Here is a 13,376-nt window from a genome sequence, read left to right on the forward strand (position 1 = left end):
AGCCGGCCGCGCACCTGAACGTGACCATAAAGACTCCCCGCGTGGCCGTTGCACGACGCAACGATAGGCACGTGAAGCGGCTCGGCGGGATCGCGTTGGCGACGGCGGTCCTCATCGTCGCGTCGCTGGCCGGGTGCTCCTCGACCCCGGACGAGGTGACGCAGTACGTGAAGCAGGCCTCGGCCGCCGAGCAGTCCGCCGCCGTCGGGGGCGGCTGCACCGCGAGGGCAAGGCGCTCGGACCGGAGACCTCGACCCTGTTCCAGGACGCCATGAAGGAGCTGACCTCCGCCGATCAGTCGCTCGCGCAGCTGCAGGCCACCGGGAGCGGCGCGACCCTGCAGCACCGCGGGCTCACCGCGGTGCGGAAGGCGATCGACGTGCTCCTGGCCGCGCAGCGGGAGCTGCAGGCGGGCGAGGTGTCCTCCGCCTCCGTCGAGCGACTTCGGGACGCGGCGGCCGCGCTGCGGCAGCTGGAGCGCCGATGAGCAAGCTGTTCGCCCTCGCGCTCGGCATTCTGACGGCCATCGGCGGGTTCGTCGACATCGGCGACCTGGTCACCAATGCCGTCGTCGGATCGCGGTTCGGCCTGGGCCTGGTGTGGGTGACGATCCTCGGCGTCGTCGGCATCTGCGTCTACGCCAACATGGCGGGCCGGGTGGCGGCGGTCAGCGGGCGCGCGACGTTCGAGATCATCCGCGAACGGCTCGGCGCCCGGGCGGGCATGGCGAATCTCGTCGCGTCGTTCCTCATCAACCTCTTGACGATGTGCGCCGAGATCGGCGGCGTCGCCCTCGTCTTCCAGCTCGTCACCGGCATCAGCCCGCTCCTGTGGATCCCGCTCGCGGGCTTCGGGGTGTGGATCGTGGTGTGGCGTGCCAAGTTCTCGGCACTCGAGAACGCGACCGGTCTGCTCGGGCTCGGCCTGATCGCCTTCTCGGTCGCGATCTTCCTGCTGCATCCGAATTGGGGGCAGCTGGGCGAGCAGCTCATCCCGCGGATCCCGGTGACCGAGGACCCGTCGACCTACTGGTACTACGCGGTGGGGCTGTTCGGCGCCGCGATGACGCCGTACGAGGTGTTCTTCTTCTCCTCGGGCGGGATCGAGGAGAAGTGGACGGCGAAGAGCATCGGCACGATGCGCGCCAACGTCTTCGTCGGCTTCCCGCTCGGAGGCATCCTGTCGATCTCGATCGCCGTGTGCGCGACGATCGTGCTGTTGCCGCAGGCGATCGCCGTCACCTCCCTGTCGCAGGTCGCCCTGCCCGTGATCCAGGCGGGCGGCACGATCGCGTTCGCCTTCCTCGTGGTCGGGATGGCGGCGGCCGTGTTCGGGGCGGCGCTCGAGACGACGCTCTCCAGCGGCTACACGATCGCCCAGTACTTCGGATGGTCATGGGGCAAGTTCCGGCGCCCCGCGAAGGCCGCGCGCTTCCACCTCGTCATGCTCGCGGGCCTCATCATCGCGGTGATCGTGCTGATGACCGGGGTCGACCCGATTGCCGTGACCGAATTCTCCGTCGTGTTCTCGGCGATCGCGCTGCCGCTGACCTACATCCCGATCCTGATCGTGTCCAACGACCGCGGCTACATGGGCCGATTCGTCAACGGGCGCGTGAGCAACGCGCTCGGGATCGTGTTCCTCGTCGTGATCCTCGTCGCGTCGATCGCGGCGATCCCGCTCATGATCATCAGCGGGGCGGGGCAATGAGCAAGTCGCCCTCCGTGCGCGCGGGACGCGTGTTCGACGCCCGGCTCCAGCTCCTCGACCGGCAGGTGCTCGATCCGGATGGGATGCCGGTCACCGCGGTCGCGGGCCTCGAGCTCTCCGACGTGCCCTGGGGCGAGGACCTGCCCGCGGACGCCGAGGCACCGGTCGTGACCGCGCTGCTCACGGGACCGGTGCTCGGCACGCGCGTGTTCGGAGGACGGCTTCCTCGTCGCGATGGATCCGGATCGCGTGGGGCGACATCCGGGAGATCGGCACGGCCATCGCGGTCGCGCGACCAGCCGACTCGTACGAGGTGAGCTGGACGGAGCGCTGGGTGCGCGACCGCATCATCGGCGTCATCCCGGGAGGCCGGCATGATCCTGAGTGACCTCATGCGCAACGACGTGCTCGACCCGTCCGGCGACCGGATCGGCCGGGTCATCGATATCCGGCTGCGGCTCGAGGGCGTGCAGGACCCCTCGGTGGCGCGCGTCGTCGGTCTCGTGGTGAGCCCGCGATCCGCGGCGTCGTTCCTCGGATACGAGCGCAGCGACCTCACCCGCCCCGTGCTGCTGGCCGGGCTGCTGCGCTGGATGCACCGCGGCTCCTTCCTCGTGCCGTGGTCGGACGTGCTGCGCATCGACAGCCGCGAGGTGCGGCTGCGCCCGGGATACCGGCGCGAGTCGGCCGCCGACCCGGCGTGATCGCCCCGTTCTTGGGCGCCGCCTGGAAACCGGTTGGCGAAGCGCGACCTCTGCCGGATGCTGAGGTGGTATGAGGCGCATCAGGTACGCGGGGGCAGCTTCCTGACCGGTGACGCGGAGGCGGACGCGGTCATGCGGTACGCGGCGGCGCTGGCCAACGTCGACAGGGCCGCGACCCTGACGGTCAACGGACGCAGCGAAGGCGGCGAGGTCGCGGAGTTCGTCCTCCTGGTGGGCCCCGCCAGCCAGGTGATCGTCGAACCGGTCGACGACGAGTTCGACCTCCCCCGCCGAGGACTTCATCGCCGATGTCGAGCAGCGCATCGGCGAGCTCACGTGGCGGCCGGATCCGATCGGCGGCAGCTTCCTCGACGATCTCTGAGCCGCCGAGCCGGTCTCAGGCGAGCACCCACTCCGCGACCGCGAATGCGGCCGCGCGAGCCGCCTCCGCCAGGCCGCCCCGCTCCGGCCGGATCGCCGCGTAACCCACCATCGAGAGCGCGTGCGCCGCATCGACGGCACCGCCGACGCGGTGGGCGGTGCGTCCCGCGCCGAGCAGCGCGGCCCCTGGGCGATCTCCCGGGCCAGCGCGAGCATGCCGCCGGCGGAGGGTCCCGCATCGGCGGACCGAAGACGGACCCGGGCCGCAGGATCGGCGAGGTCGTGCAACGCGACGCCGAGCCGCACCATGCTCACGACGGAGCCGCCGATGCTGTGGGCGCGTGTCACGCGACCAGTATGAGCCGGGCTGCCGGACCCGAGCCCGGATGCCAGCGGACGTCCAGCGCCCCGATCAGCCCGCGTACCGCATCCGGAACAGCACCGGCAGGTGATCCGACCCGCCCTGCGGGAGGGTCATCGCCTCCGTCACCTCGAAGCCCAGCACCGAGGCGACGTCGAACTTGCCCCGCATGATGTTGCCCTCCTTGCGATACGTGCTCCCGGCGGTGCGGGCCATCGTGAACCCCTGCCGCCCGAGGTGATGGCGGAGCATCGAGAGCAGGATCGGGTGGTTGTAATCGCCCGCCATGATCGACGGCGCGCCCGAGCCCAGCTGCTTCAACGCGGCGTGCGCGTCGTCGACCTGGCGGCGGCGGGCGGCGTTCGAGTCGGTGAACGGCGTGGCGTGGAAGGATCCGAGCACGAGCCCGCGCCCCGTCGCGGAATCCCGCACCCGGGTGGCCGCGAGCCGGTGGTCGGTGCCGCCGACCAGCCGATCGTGCCGGGACGTGGTCAGCTGCACCGTGCGCGACTCCTCGATGTCGAGGCGGTCGGAGCGGACGTAGAGCGCCACGCCCAGCCGGTTCCGCGAGGTCGCGACGGCCAGCCGCATCCCGCCGAGCCGATGCGGCAGCGCCGACGCACGCGCCTCCTGCACGCAGAGCACATCGGGGTCGTGCGCCTGGACGAGTGACGGCAGCTCGTGCTGCGCGCGGCCCTGCCACAGGTTGTAGGTGATGACCGCAAGCGGAGCGGACGCGGGTGGAGATTCGATACCTGCGACCGTACCCATAACGGCGCCGTCCGCCGGAACGCCCTCAGTCGATGATCGGCCGCGAACGCTGGTCGATTCCGGGTGCGCCGTACGGATAGTCCGCCGTCACCGGCGCACTCGCGTCGTCGAGCGACCCGAGCTCGGCCGGCGTGAGTTCCAGGTCGACGGCGCCCAGATTCTCGGTCAACTGAGCCGCGGTCCGGGACCCCAGGATCACGGACGCGACTCCCGGCTGCGCGGCCAGCCAGGCCAGGGAGACCTGCGACATGCTCGCTCCACGCGCGTCGGCGATCGTCTCGACCGCATCGAGGACTCGCCAGGTCGTCTCGCGGGCGTTGCGCCCTGCGTAGGCCTCCACCCCCGGTGCGGGTCCTCGCCCAATCTGGTCGAGCCGACCGGGGCGACGTCACGGCGGTACTTGCCGCTGAGCCAACCACCGCCGAGCGGCGACCACGGCAGGATGCCGAGCCCGGCCGAGATGCACGCGGGCACGATCTCCCACTCGACCTCGCGGACGAGGAGGTTGTACTGGGGCTGCATCGAGACGAGCGGGAAGCGGCCGCGCGCCCACGCTGCGGCTTCGGCGACCTGCCATCCCGTGAAGTTGGAGAGCCCCCGTACGAGATCTTGCCCTGCGCCACGGCATCGTCGAGGAACCCGAGACTCTCCTCGAGCGGCGTGAGCGGATCCCAGGCATGCAGTTGGTAGAGGTCGATGTGCTCGACGCCGAGCCGCTTCAAGGATGCCTCGAGCGCGCGACGGAGGTGGCGGCGCGAGAGACCGGCATCTCGTGGCGTCACATCGACCGGGAAACGGCCCTTGCTCGCGAGGAACAGGTCCGAACGGTCCCGATCGCTGCGCCGGCTCAGCCAGCGACCGACGATGCGTTCCGCCTCGCCCCCGGCATAGACATCGGCCATCTCGATCACGGTCCCGCCCGACTCGGCGTAGGCCTCGAGCTGGCGCCCGGCCTCCGGCTCCGGCGTCTCGGCGCCGAAGGTCATGGTGCCGAGGCTGTAGGTGGAGACCACGGCGCCGCTGCGGCCGAGAGTGCGGTACTTCATGGTGCCTTTCGTGAAGAGGTCAGAGGGCCCGAGGACGGTATGCGACGGCGAGACGGTCCATCGCGTCGTCGATCACGGGGTCGATGGTCCGTCGCGCCGGATCCGCGTCGTGCCAATCGACGATCTCGCGTGCGCCCTGCTCCTCGAACGAGATCCGCGGGGCGAACTCGGGGACGACCGAGCGGATCTTGGAGTTGTCGAACAGCATCGAATGGGATTTGTCGCCGAGCAGAGCGGCACCCCACTCCGGTTCCGCCGCGGCGATGGCGTCAGACGCGACGTGCACGAGATCCGGTTCGACGCCGGCCGCCGCCGCCATCGCGTGATAGATGCTGTTCCAGGTCATCGGCGTCTCGGATGTGATGTGGAAGGTCTCCCCCGCGCCTCCGAGCGCCCGAGGAGGCCGACGATTCCGACCGCGAAGTCGGCACTGTGCGTCATCGTCCACAGCGACGTGCCATCACCGGGCACGATGACCGGCTTCCGGTCGCGCATGCGCTGGATAGCGGTCCACCCCCGTCGAAGGGCACCATGGTCCGGTCATAGGTGTGAGAGGGGCGTACCACGGTGATCGGCACGGATCGCTCGCCTGCCAGCATCTCCTCGCAGGCGATCTTGTCGCGCGAGTACCGCCAATAGGGATTGCTCAGCGGGGTCTTCTCGGTCACGGGGATCGTGAGCGGCGGAGTCTGATAGGCCGACGCGGAGCTGATGAAGACGTATTGTCCGATGCGCCCGCGCAGCAGCTCCAGGTGGCGAGCGATGTCCTCGGGGGTGAAGGCCAGCCAGTCGATCACGGCGCCGTACTCGCGGTCGCGGAGCTGCCGGCGGGCCGCGTCCACGTCGGAGATATCGAGACCGAGCGGTCGAGCCCCATCGGGGACCGGCCGTCGACCGCGGGTGAGCACGTCGACCTCGAGCCCTCTGCTGACCGCGAGCTCGACGCAGGCTCGGCCGATGATGCCGGTCCCGCCGATCACGAGGATCTTCATCGCCATGGTGACTCCACCGCCTCGATCCGGCCGCTTCCGCCCCGCCGGAGGGGTATCGGATCCGCGATGCGACCCCGGAACCGCCCATCGGCCCCCGTCCCCTCGAACGCCATCATGACCGGCCGACCCGTGCGGTCGTGGACGAGATGACCGCAGTAGTAGCGCTCCGGGAGCACGAGGTACGCCGCCGTCAGGTCGATGTCGGCGACACCGTGGTCCAGATCGATGGCCCAGATGCCGCCCTCGCTTCCCGCGCGGTCCCCATGGAGGTCGGTGGCGAAGCTCGAGAAGAGGAGCACCATGCGGTCGTCGAGGCTCGCGAGGTTGGCGACCTCGAGCTGGGAGAACCCTCCGGGCCTCGTGAGCGGCGGTTGCACCTGCCACGCGTGCAGATCGGATGAGGTCGCGTGCCCGATCACGCCGCGCTGCAGCGGGTCCGCCCCCTCACGCGCGGTGGCGGTGATGAGCATGTGCCATGCGCCGTCCCGCCGAAAGACCCACGGGTCGCGCCAGGCCTCGCCGCCATCAGCCGACGTCGAGGCGGTCTCGTACCATCTCGAGTCGGCTTCCACGTGCGGCTCGTCCGCCTTGGTCCAGGTCACGAGGTCGTCCGAGCGAGCCGTCCCGATGGACTGGACGCTGACACGCGAACCAGGGTCGGCCAAGCGGGCACCGGTGTAGAAGAGCACCCAGCCACCGGCGGGGTCCTCGACAACGCTGCCGGTCCACGTCGCCGTCTCATCGAAGGCGCCGCTGTCTCCGGGCTCGATGGCCGGACCGAGGTCGGTCCAGTCGACGAGGTCCTGCGAGACCGCATGGCCGATCCGAGCGTGACGGTGCCGAGCCTCCGGGTCGCCGGGGTCGCGCGGGGCGTTGAGAAAGAACATGTGGAAGTTCGAGCCGTCGTCGATGTACCACGAGTCCCAGATCCATCGACCGGTCAATTCGAACGCCACGCACGATCTCCTTCTGTTCGGTTTCGCCGCACCGTCGGGCTCCCGGTCCCCGCGACCTCGGATGGGCCGGCGTGCCGCTCGATGCCGGCGGCAGAGGTCCACACCGCGGCGTAGCTGAGCAGTGCGAGGGGCGCGGGGACGAGCAGCGCGATCGACGCCGTCCAGGTCGTAGCGGCCCAGACCCCGAGCGCCGCGAAGGCGACGACCGAGACGATGGGGATCGGCCGCCGCGCCGCGACGTGCAGGCCCAGCAGCAGCCGTGCCGTGAACCCGAGCGAACGGTCCGCGATGCCCAGCGGCACCGAGACGATCGCGCCCAGCACCCCGAGCACCGTGCAGACGGATGCGGTGGCCAGGGGCAGGAGCGAGAACGGGCTGGCCGACAGCGTCCACCACTGGAGTGCGAGCAGGCCGATCGCCGCCGATGCGCCGGGCACCATCCACGCAGCGAGGCTCATCGGCCCGAGAATCCGGAGGTAGCGCGCGAAGGACCAGGCTCTCACCTCCTCGCCGTGGACGAGGTCGTTCACCTGCCCGACGAGAGCCCCGAAGCAGGGCGCGACCACGACCGACCACACCAGCACGGAGACGGGTGTCACCCCGGGTGCGAGGAGCTCGGCCACCACGGAGGCGGCGGAGATCACGATGCCTCCGACCAGCAGGGTCGGCAGCCCGCGCCAGATCACCCGCAGCGTCTCGGGGAGCGCGCCGGATTCGGAATGTCCCTTGAGCGCGTGACTCATCCGCGGATCCCACTCGCGGCGACGCTCGCGACGAACTGACGCTGGAAGACCAGGAAGAGCACCAGCACAGGGACGACCACCAGGGTGACGGCGGCGAAGACGACGACGACCGGGCCCGGCGCGGCGCCGCCTTGGAGCGAGACCAATCCGATCGGGAGGGTCATGTTCTGCGGACTGTTGATGAAGATGAGGGGATCGAAGTAGTCGTTCCAGGACAGCTGGAACAGGATGATGATGACCGCCGAGATGGCGGGGCTCGAGAGCGGGACGAGCATCCGGAACAGGATCCACAGATGCCCGGCGCCGTCGATCCTCGCGGCTTCATCGAGCTCCCGCGGGATCGAGTTGAAGTACTGGCGGAGGAAGAAGATCGCGAAGACGTTGACGAGCGCCGGCAGGATCAGTGCGGCCAACGTATCGACGAGATGCAGGTTGCGCATCATGATGAACACCGGGATGACCGTGAGCTGCACCGGCACCATCAGGGCGGTCAGCATGGTGATGAAGATGAACTCGCGCCCGCGAAACGCGAGTCGCGAGAAGGCGTAGGCGGCCAGGACGCTGGTGAGCAGGGCGCCGCCGGTGCTCAGAGTGGCCACGATCACGCTGTTGAGCGCCATCTGCCCGAACGGCACGAGCGGGAAGATCTGCTCGAAGTTGTCGAGCGTGAACGGCACCGGTATCCATCCGGGCGGCAACTGGAAGGCGAAGCGCTCCACGGTGAGGCTCTGGGAGATCAGCCACACGATGGGCGACGCCATGATGACCGCGAGCACGAGGAGCACCAGATCGATGACGAGGGACCCTGTGCTGAATCTGCGACGGCGCCGCGTCCGGGGAACGGTCGCCGTGCTGTCGCGGGCCTGCGTTGCGGGGCGCGCGCTCATGATTGATACACCCATCTGCGAGAAGCCCAGAACTGTACGGCCGTGACGCCCATGACGATCACGAAGACGACGAGTGCGATGGTCGACGCGTACCCGACGTTGAATGACTGGAACGCCGTCAGGTAGAGGTACTGCACCACCGACATGGTCGACTCGTTCGGCCCTCCCTGCGTGATGATCTGCATCGGATCGAAGATCTGGAACGCCCCGATGAAGGTGATGACGGTGGCGAAGAAGATCGTCGGGGACATCAGCGGCAGAGTCACGTTGAAGAACACCTGGCGACTGCTCGCCCCGTCGGTCTGCGCCGCCTCGACGAGCTCACGGGGTACGGTCTGCAGCCCTGCCAGCATGATGATCAGCGTGTAGCCGATGGTGTGCCAGAAGTCGACGCCGATGATGGCGGCGAGGGCCCAGTGCGGGTCGGCGAAGAACGACGGTGTCGGGATGCCGATCTGCCGGAGGTAGTAGCCGATGTACCCGAACGTCGGATCGAGCACGTACTTCCACAGCAGGGCCACCGCCGCCCAGGAGATGAGCAGAGGGAAGAAGAGGGTCGCCTTCACGACGGAGGCGAGGATCCGGTTCATGACGTGGTTGAGCGCGAGCGCCAGGAGCAGGCCGCCGGCCACGTGGGTCACAACCGACCCCAGCGCGAAGACGAAGGTGTTGGCGAGCACGTGAACCAGTTGACGATCGCCGAACAGCTGCGCGTAGTTGGCGAGCCCCGCCGGCTGTGCCGGAGTCAGCAGGTCCCAGTTGAAGAAGCTGAGCGCGATGGCCGCGACGAACGGCGCGACGATGAAGACGAGGAAGAGCAGCATCGCCGGGCTGATGAAGGCGTACCCCAGCCAGGCGGGCTGGCGGTAGCCCTCGGTCGCCCGCTCACGCGGGCGGCCGAGGGGCCGAGGAGGAGATGGTCACCGATTCCTCAAAGCAACGACTCGATCTTGTCGCTCAGCTGTGACAGACCGGCGCTCGCGGTCACGTTGCCCTGAAGGATCTGCAGCCATGCCTGCTCGATCGCGTTCTGAACGTCCGCCCCGCGAGCCGGGCCAGGGATCGGAGTCGCGTAGTCCAGAGCCGAGTACAGCAGTTCGCTGCCCTTCGGAGCGTTGCGCAGGAAGGCGTCGCTCTCGACGATCGACCGGCGCGCCGGCACGTTGGTGCCGCCGAGCTTGAGAAGCGACAGGGCCGCCTCCTTGGACGAGAGGTAGTGGACGAACTTCCACGCATCGTCCTTGTTCTGCGACGAGGCGAGAATCGGGAAGTTGTCCCAGCCGACCGGTGAGCCGTTCTGCTTCTTCTTGGGCCACTTCACGATCTGGACCTTGTCGACGATGCCCAGCCGGACCATGTCGACTGTGGGCGAGCGTCCTCCCGGCAGGCACGCCAGCTTGCCCTGCGCGAGCAGTGTCGGCTGGTCATAGGTTCCCCGGCCGCGGGCGCGAACCCCGCGTCGTGCATCATCTTGCAGTACTCCGCCGCCTCCACGCCCTCGGGTGTGTTGATCGCCGGCTTCGTCCAGTCCGCGTTGAGCGTGCTCGCGCCATTCGTCAGCAACCAGGGCAGGATCTCCTGGAACTGCTGGTTGGTGAACGGCGCGATGTACGCGCCGGTCTTCGCCTTGATCTTCTTGGCTGCGTCGGTGAAGTCCTCCCACGTCCAGTCCTCGTCTCCGGGGAGGTCGACGCCGGCCTTCTGGAAGACCTCGATGTTGCAGTACAGGAGGTTGGTGTTGAAGCCGCCCGGGAGGTAGTACGTCCTGCCGTCCGGGTTGCCGAACTTGTCGCTCATCGCCTTGAGCGCGGGGTTCATGTCGGAGTAATACGCGTCGATGGACGACTTGTCCTTGGCGATGTAGTCGTCGAGCGCGACGACGAGCTTCTTCGAGCGGAAGATGCCGACGCCTTCCGTCGCGATGTCGATCACATCGGGAGACGACCCGCCGGCGATGCGCGTCGAGACGGTGTTGGCGAAATCAGCCCAGTTGTTGGCGGAGACACCTTGCGCGGCGAAGTCGATGTCCTTGTTGGCCTTGACGAACGGGGCGTACTCGGCCTCGACCGCCTTGTTGAGGCTCGCGCTCCCGAAGTAGAGGAAACTGAGCTTCTTCTTGCCCGCTGCGGCGGTCGGAGCGCACGCGGCGAGCAGGCCGACCCCTGCCGTGGCGATCGCCGCCTGCAGGAGTCGCCGGCGCGAGATGCTGTGAGACAGGACGCTCGTTGCGGCATTGCCGAACGAGCTTCCGGGAGGTGATTCCACGGTGAATCCCTTCTTCGTGCGGTTCGATCGCGGGATGCATAATCGATTTAGCAGTACGATCACACCACGAGGCGGATCTGTCAAGGCTCGCCGCGACAATACGGGGGACCGGGGCGCTGACCCTGTGACATCGTGTGGGGATGAGTGCGGAGAGAAGGCGGGTGACCCTGGCCGACGTCGCGCGCATGGCGGGCGTGTCGTCCGCCTCGGCTTCGCTGATCCTCAACCGACGAGCAGGGACGAGGATCTCCTCGGAGACGCAGGAACGCGTTCGGACGGCAGCCCGCGAGCTGGGGTACCGGCCGAACATCGCGGCACAGAGCCTGCGCACCGACAAGAGCCACACGGTCGCGTTCGTGTCGGACTTCGTCTCCACCACACGCTTTGCAGCACGCATGATCCGCGGGGCCATGAAGGCCGCCGACGAGCTCGGGCAGGTGCTGATCGTGGTCGAGACTGAGGGCGACGTCGAGCGGGAGGCCCGGGCGATGCATACAGTGCTCGACCGCCAGGTGGACGGGATCATCCTGGCCGCAGAGCGTGCTCGCGCTGTCGACATCCCCGACTTTCCCGACTCCGTGAACGTGATCATGCTGAACGCGATGAATGATGCGCATCCGCATGCGATCCTGCCGGACGAGCTCCAGGGCGGCCGCACCGCGGTGCGCGAGCTGACCGCGGCGGGGCACCGTGACATCGGGCTGGTGGGGTACGACTTCGAGAGCGGAATCGGTGGATCGTCGCCGTCGGTGACCCTGGAGCGGCGCATGCACGGCATCCGTGAGCAGATGGCGGCTGACCGCGCGAGGTTCATCGCGCAGGGCGGCTCCCGGCGGTGGGAGCCCGAGGAGGGCTACCGGATCGCCCGCGCGCAGCTGCGCGCAGGGCCGGTCCGCGCATTCCTTTGCCTCAACGACCGACTGGCGTTCGGCGCCTATCAGGCGATCGCGGAGGCCGGTCTGACGATTCCCGACGACATCTCGGTGGTCAGCTTCGATGATGACGACATCTCGAGCTACCTGCGCCCGGGGCTCACGACGGTGGCACTGCCGCACGAGGCGATGGGCCGGCTGGCGGTCGAACGGCTGTACCGGGGTTCTCCGGCCGAGGAGGTCCTGGTGGCGATGCCGTCGATCCGACGCGGCTCCGTCGCGCCGCTGTCGGTCGGAGCGAGGCGGACGGGATGAACGAACCGGATCAGGGTGTCGACCTCGGCCTCGGCGTCCGGCTTCCCCGGATGGGCCTCGGTGTCGGGGGACTGGAACCCGAGCGCACCGGCGCTGTGGTGGCACTGGCCGTCAGCATGGGCTATCGGCACGTCGATACCGCGCAGATGTACGGCAACGAGGAAGAGGTGCGGCGCGGCGTCGAGGACTCGGGGGTCGATCCTTCGTCGGTCTTCATCACGTCCAAGGTGACCACGGGCCGCCACCGGTACGACGACGTGCTGCGCGGGTTCGACGTCTCCGACAGCCGACTCGGCGCCGGACGCATCGACCTGTACCTCATTCACTGGCCGTTGCCGGGCGTCGCCGATTACGTCGAGACCTGGAGAGCGCTCTGCCGGTTGCGCGACGATGGTCGTGTGCGCGCCGTGGGCGTCTCGAACTTCGGAATCCCCCAGCTCGAGGTCCTCGCCGCTTCGGGCCTCCCGACCCCGGCCGTCAACCAGGTGGAGCTTCATCCGTACTTCGTCCAGACGGAGCTGACCGAGTATCACGCGCGGCATGGAATCGTGACGGAGGCCTGGGCGCCCCTCGCCCAGGGCCGGGTTTTCGACGATCCGGTGCTCGAGGATCTCGCGAGCGAACGCGGGCGAACGGTCTCCCAGATCGTGCTGCGGTGGCATCTGCAGGCGGGGCGGGTCGTCTTCCCCAAGTCGACCAACCACGTTCGTCTCGCGCAGAACCTGCGTCTGGCCGACTTCTCGCTGAGCGAGGACGAGATGCGTCAGGTGGTACGACCGCAGCACGACGGCCGGCTCGGGCCCCGCCCGGAGGACGTGGTCGAGGAGATGCCTGATCCCCGCGGGGACTCGGTGCTCGACGACCGGCTCCGCTAGCGCGTCACGCACTCCCGCAGGGCATCGACGATGCGCGTCCCGCGGTCGTCGTCGGCCTCCATCTGATTCGTGAGGAACGCGAATCCGATCTCGTGCTCGCGGTCGGCGAAGGCCACCTGACCCCCGGCCCCGTCATGGCCGAAGCTCGCGTCGGAGAGATACCGGCGCGCCTCGGAGTCCAGCTGGAATCCTGCGCCCCAACGCGGCCACGGGGGCGCCGCATCGAACACCGGGGCTCCCGTCGCGCGGGGGACGAGCGCGATGTCCAGGGTCGCGTCGTCGAGCAGGCGCACCCCGTGGGTCGGCGTGACGGTGGCTGACCAGACCGTGGCGAGGGCGCGCGCGTCGGCGATCCCCCCGCGCCGGGGATCTCCGCGCTGTGGATCCGGGGGTCGTTGAACCCGACGCCGTCACCCACCAGCTCGGGCGGCAGGGCACCGCCGAGGGTCATCGCCCGCCAAAGCCACTCGTGTCCGGGGAATCCGCGTTCGCGCTGCT

Annotated in this window: 17 protein-coding genes and 1 pseudogene; 7 read left to right on the plus strand and 11 right to left on the minus strand. The window is 68.9% G+C overall.

Features of this window, described 5'->3' with window-relative positions; genetic code table 11:
- Positions 1–71 precede the first annotated feature (71 nt).
- The 5 genes from QQK35_RS08565 to QQK35_RS08585 are packed head-to-tail and all read left to right on the plus strand — an operon-like array spanning position 72 to position 2,414.
- Entirely contained in the window at positions 72–275 is a 204-nt protein-coding gene (locus QQK35_RS08565; protein WP_284253804.1) for a hypothetical protein, read from the plus strand.
- A complete protein-coding gene (locus QQK35_RS08570; protein WP_284253805.1) occupies positions 272–487 on the plus strand; it encodes a hypothetical protein in 216 nt (71 codons plus the stop codon). The genes QQK35_RS08565 and QQK35_RS08570 overlap by 4 nt, the downstream gene beginning before the upstream one ends.
- Positions 484–1,710 (plus strand): NRAMP family divalent metal transporter, encoded by a 1,227-nt coding sequence (locus QQK35_RS08575; protein ID WP_284253806.1) that lies wholly within the window; start codon positions 484–486, stop codon positions 1,708–1,710. The genes QQK35_RS08570 and QQK35_RS08575 overlap by 4 nt, the downstream gene beginning before the upstream one ends.
- Positions 1,707–2,027: a hypothetical protein gene (locus QQK35_RS08580; protein ID WP_284253807.1), complete on the plus strand. Its 321-nt coding sequence runs from the start codon at positions 1,707–1,709 to the stop codon at positions 2,025–2,027. Before QQK35_RS08575 ends, QQK35_RS08580 begins: the two co-directional genes overlap by 4 nt.
- Positions 2,028–2,084: 57 nt before the next feature.
- Positions 2,085–2,414: a PRC-barrel domain-containing protein gene (locus QQK35_RS08585; protein ID WP_284253808.1), complete on the plus strand. Its 330-nt coding sequence runs from the start codon at positions 2,085–2,087 to the stop codon at positions 2,412–2,414.
- 793 nt (positions 2,415–3,207) lie between these two features.
- On the opposite strand, the gene QQK35_RS08590 is transcribed toward QQK35_RS08585, so the two are convergent.
- The 10 genes and pseudogenes from QQK35_RS08590 to QQK35_RS08630 form a co-directional block, all read right to left on the minus strand.
- Positions 3,208–3,927, minus strand: coding sequence for an endonuclease/exonuclease/phosphatase family protein (locus QQK35_RS08590; protein ID WP_284253809.1), 720 nt, complete (start codon positions 3,925–3,927; stop codon positions 3,208–3,210).
- 25 nt (positions 3,928–3,952) lie between these two features.
- Positions 3,953–4,973 (minus strand): annotated as a pseudogene (locus QQK35_RS08595) (aldo/keto reductase).
- Between the two features lie 19 nt (positions 4,974–4,992).
- Positions 4,993–5,319 carry a hypothetical protein gene (locus QQK35_RS19750; RefSeq protein ID WP_348534914.1) on the minus strand — a complete coding sequence of 109 codons (327 nt, stop codon included), beginning with the start codon at positions 5,317–5,319 and terminating at the stop codon, positions 4,993–4,995.
- A 91-nt stretch (positions 5,320–5,410) separates the two neighbouring features.
- Positions 5,411–5,971 carry an NAD-dependent epimerase/dehydratase family protein gene (locus QQK35_RS19755; RefSeq protein ID WP_348534915.1) on the minus strand — a complete coding sequence of 187 codons (561 nt, stop codon included), beginning with the start codon at positions 5,969–5,971 and terminating at the stop codon, positions 5,411–5,413.
- Complete coding sequence (locus QQK35_RS08605; protein WP_284253810.1) at positions 5,962–6,921, minus strand: glycoside hydrolase family 68 protein; 960 nt, start codon at positions 6,919–6,921, stop codon at positions 5,962–5,964. Before QQK35_RS08605 ends, QQK35_RS19755 begins: the two co-directional genes overlap by 10 nt.
- Positions 6,906–7,664: a hypothetical protein gene (locus QQK35_RS08610; protein ID WP_284253811.1), complete on the minus strand. Its 759-nt coding sequence runs from the start codon at positions 7,662–7,664 to the stop codon at positions 6,906–6,908. Before QQK35_RS08610 ends, QQK35_RS08605 begins: the two co-directional genes overlap by 16 nt.
- The gene (locus tag QQK35_RS08615) at positions 7,661–8,449 is read right to left on the minus strand and encodes a carbohydrate ABC transporter permease (protein ID WP_284253812.1); all 789 of its coding nucleotides are present in this window, start codon (positions 8,447–8,449) and stop codon (positions 7,661–7,663) included. Before QQK35_RS08615 ends, QQK35_RS08610 begins: the two co-directional genes overlap by 4 nt.
- A gap of 98 nt (positions 8,450–8,547) precedes the next feature.
- Entirely contained in the window at positions 8,548–9,375 is an 828-nt protein-coding gene (locus tag QQK35_RS08620; protein WP_284253813.1) for a carbohydrate ABC transporter permease, read from the minus strand.
- A gap of 107 nt (positions 9,376–9,482) precedes the next feature.
- A complete protein-coding gene (locus QQK35_RS08625; RefSeq protein ID WP_284253815.1) occupies positions 9,483–9,908 on the minus strand; it encodes a type 2 periplasmic-binding domain-containing protein in 426 nt (141 codons plus the stop codon).
- Positions 9,869–10,816 carry an ABC transporter substrate-binding protein gene (locus tag QQK35_RS08630; protein WP_284253816.1) on the minus strand — a complete coding sequence of 316 codons (948 nt, stop codon included), beginning with the start codon at positions 10,814–10,816 and terminating at the stop codon, positions 9,869–9,871. Before QQK35_RS08630 ends, QQK35_RS08625 begins: the two co-directional genes overlap by 40 nt.
- Before the next feature lie 140 nt (positions 10,817–10,956).
- Between QQK35_RS08630 and QQK35_RS08635 the strand changes: the two genes are divergently transcribed.
- Both QQK35_RS08635 and QQK35_RS08640 read left to right on the plus strand, forming a co-directional pair.
- Entirely contained in the window at positions 10,957–12,003 is a 1,047-nt protein-coding gene (locus tag QQK35_RS08635; protein WP_284253817.1) for a LacI family DNA-binding transcriptional regulator, read from the plus strand.
- The gene (locus QQK35_RS08640) at positions 12,000–12,878 is read left to right on the plus strand and encodes an aldo/keto reductase (protein ID WP_284253818.1); all 879 of its coding nucleotides are present in this window, start codon (positions 12,000–12,002) and stop codon (positions 12,876–12,878) included. The genes QQK35_RS08635 and QQK35_RS08640 overlap by 4 nt, the downstream gene beginning before the upstream one ends.
- On the opposite strand, the gene QQK35_RS08645 is transcribed toward QQK35_RS08640, so the two are convergent.
- The gene (locus QQK35_RS08645) at positions 12,875–13,231 is read right to left on the minus strand and encodes a serine hydrolase (RefSeq protein ID WP_284255653.1); all 357 of its coding nucleotides are present in this window, start codon (positions 13,229–13,231) and stop codon (positions 12,875–12,877) included. The genes QQK35_RS08640 and QQK35_RS08645 overlap by 4 nt on opposite strands.
- Positions 13,232–13,376: the final 145 nt, after the last annotated feature.

This window comes from Pseudolysinimonas kribbensis, from assembly GCF_030161895.1.
Classification (GTDB): domain Bacteria; phylum Actinomycetota; class Actinomycetes; order Actinomycetales; family Microbacteriaceae; genus Pseudolysinimonas; species Pseudolysinimonas kribbensis.

Excerpts from the sequence above, each read along its gene's own strand:
- QQK35_RS08625 (WP_284253815.1), bottom strand. The coding sequence starts at position 9,908 with ATGGTCCGGCTGGGCATCGTCGACAAGGTCCAGATCGTGAAGTGGCCC.
- QQK35_RS08640 (WP_284253818.1), top strand. The coding sequence starts at position 12,000 with ATGAACGAACCGGATCAGGGTGTCGACCTCGGCCTCGGCGTCCGGCTT.
- QQK35_RS08620 (WP_284253813.1), bottom strand. The coding sequence starts at position 9,375 with ATGCTGCTCTTCCTCGTCTTCATCGTCGCGCCGTTCGTCGCGGCCATC.
- QQK35_RS08590 (WP_284253809.1), bottom strand. The coding sequence starts at position 3,927 with ATGGGTACGGTCGCAGGTATCGAATCTCCACCCGCGTCCGCTCCGCTT.
- QQK35_RS08585 (WP_284253808.1), top strand. The coding sequence starts at position 2,085 with ATGATCCTGAGTGACCTCATGCGCAACGACGTGCTCGACCCGTCCGGC.
- QQK35_RS08575 (WP_284253806.1), top strand. The coding sequence starts at position 484 with ATGAGCAAGCTGTTCGCCCTCGCGCTCGGCATTCTGACGGCCATCGGC.
- QQK35_RS08610 (WP_284253811.1), bottom strand. The coding sequence starts at position 7,664 with ATGAGTCACGCGCTCAAGGGACATTCCGAATCCGGCGCGCTCCCCGAG.
- QQK35_RS08635 (WP_284253817.1), top strand. The coding sequence starts at position 10,957 with ATGAGTGCGGAGAGAAGGCGGGTGACCCTGGCCGACGTCGCGCGCATG.
- QQK35_RS08570 (WP_284253805.1), top strand. The coding sequence starts at position 272 with ATGAAGGAGCTGACCTCCGCCGATCAGTCGCTCGCGCAGCTGCAGGCC.
- QQK35_RS08580 (WP_284253807.1), top strand. The coding sequence starts at position 1,707 with ATGAGCAAGTCGCCCTCCGTGCGCGCGGGACGCGTGTTCGACGCCCGG.
- QQK35_RS19750 (WP_348534914.1), bottom strand. The coding sequence starts at position 5,319 with ATGACCTGGAACAGCATCTATCACGCGATGGCGGCGGCGGCCGGCGTC.
- QQK35_RS19755 (WP_348534915.1), bottom strand. The coding sequence starts at position 5,971 with ATGGCGATGAAGATCCTCGTGATCGGCGGGACCGGCATCATCGGCCGA.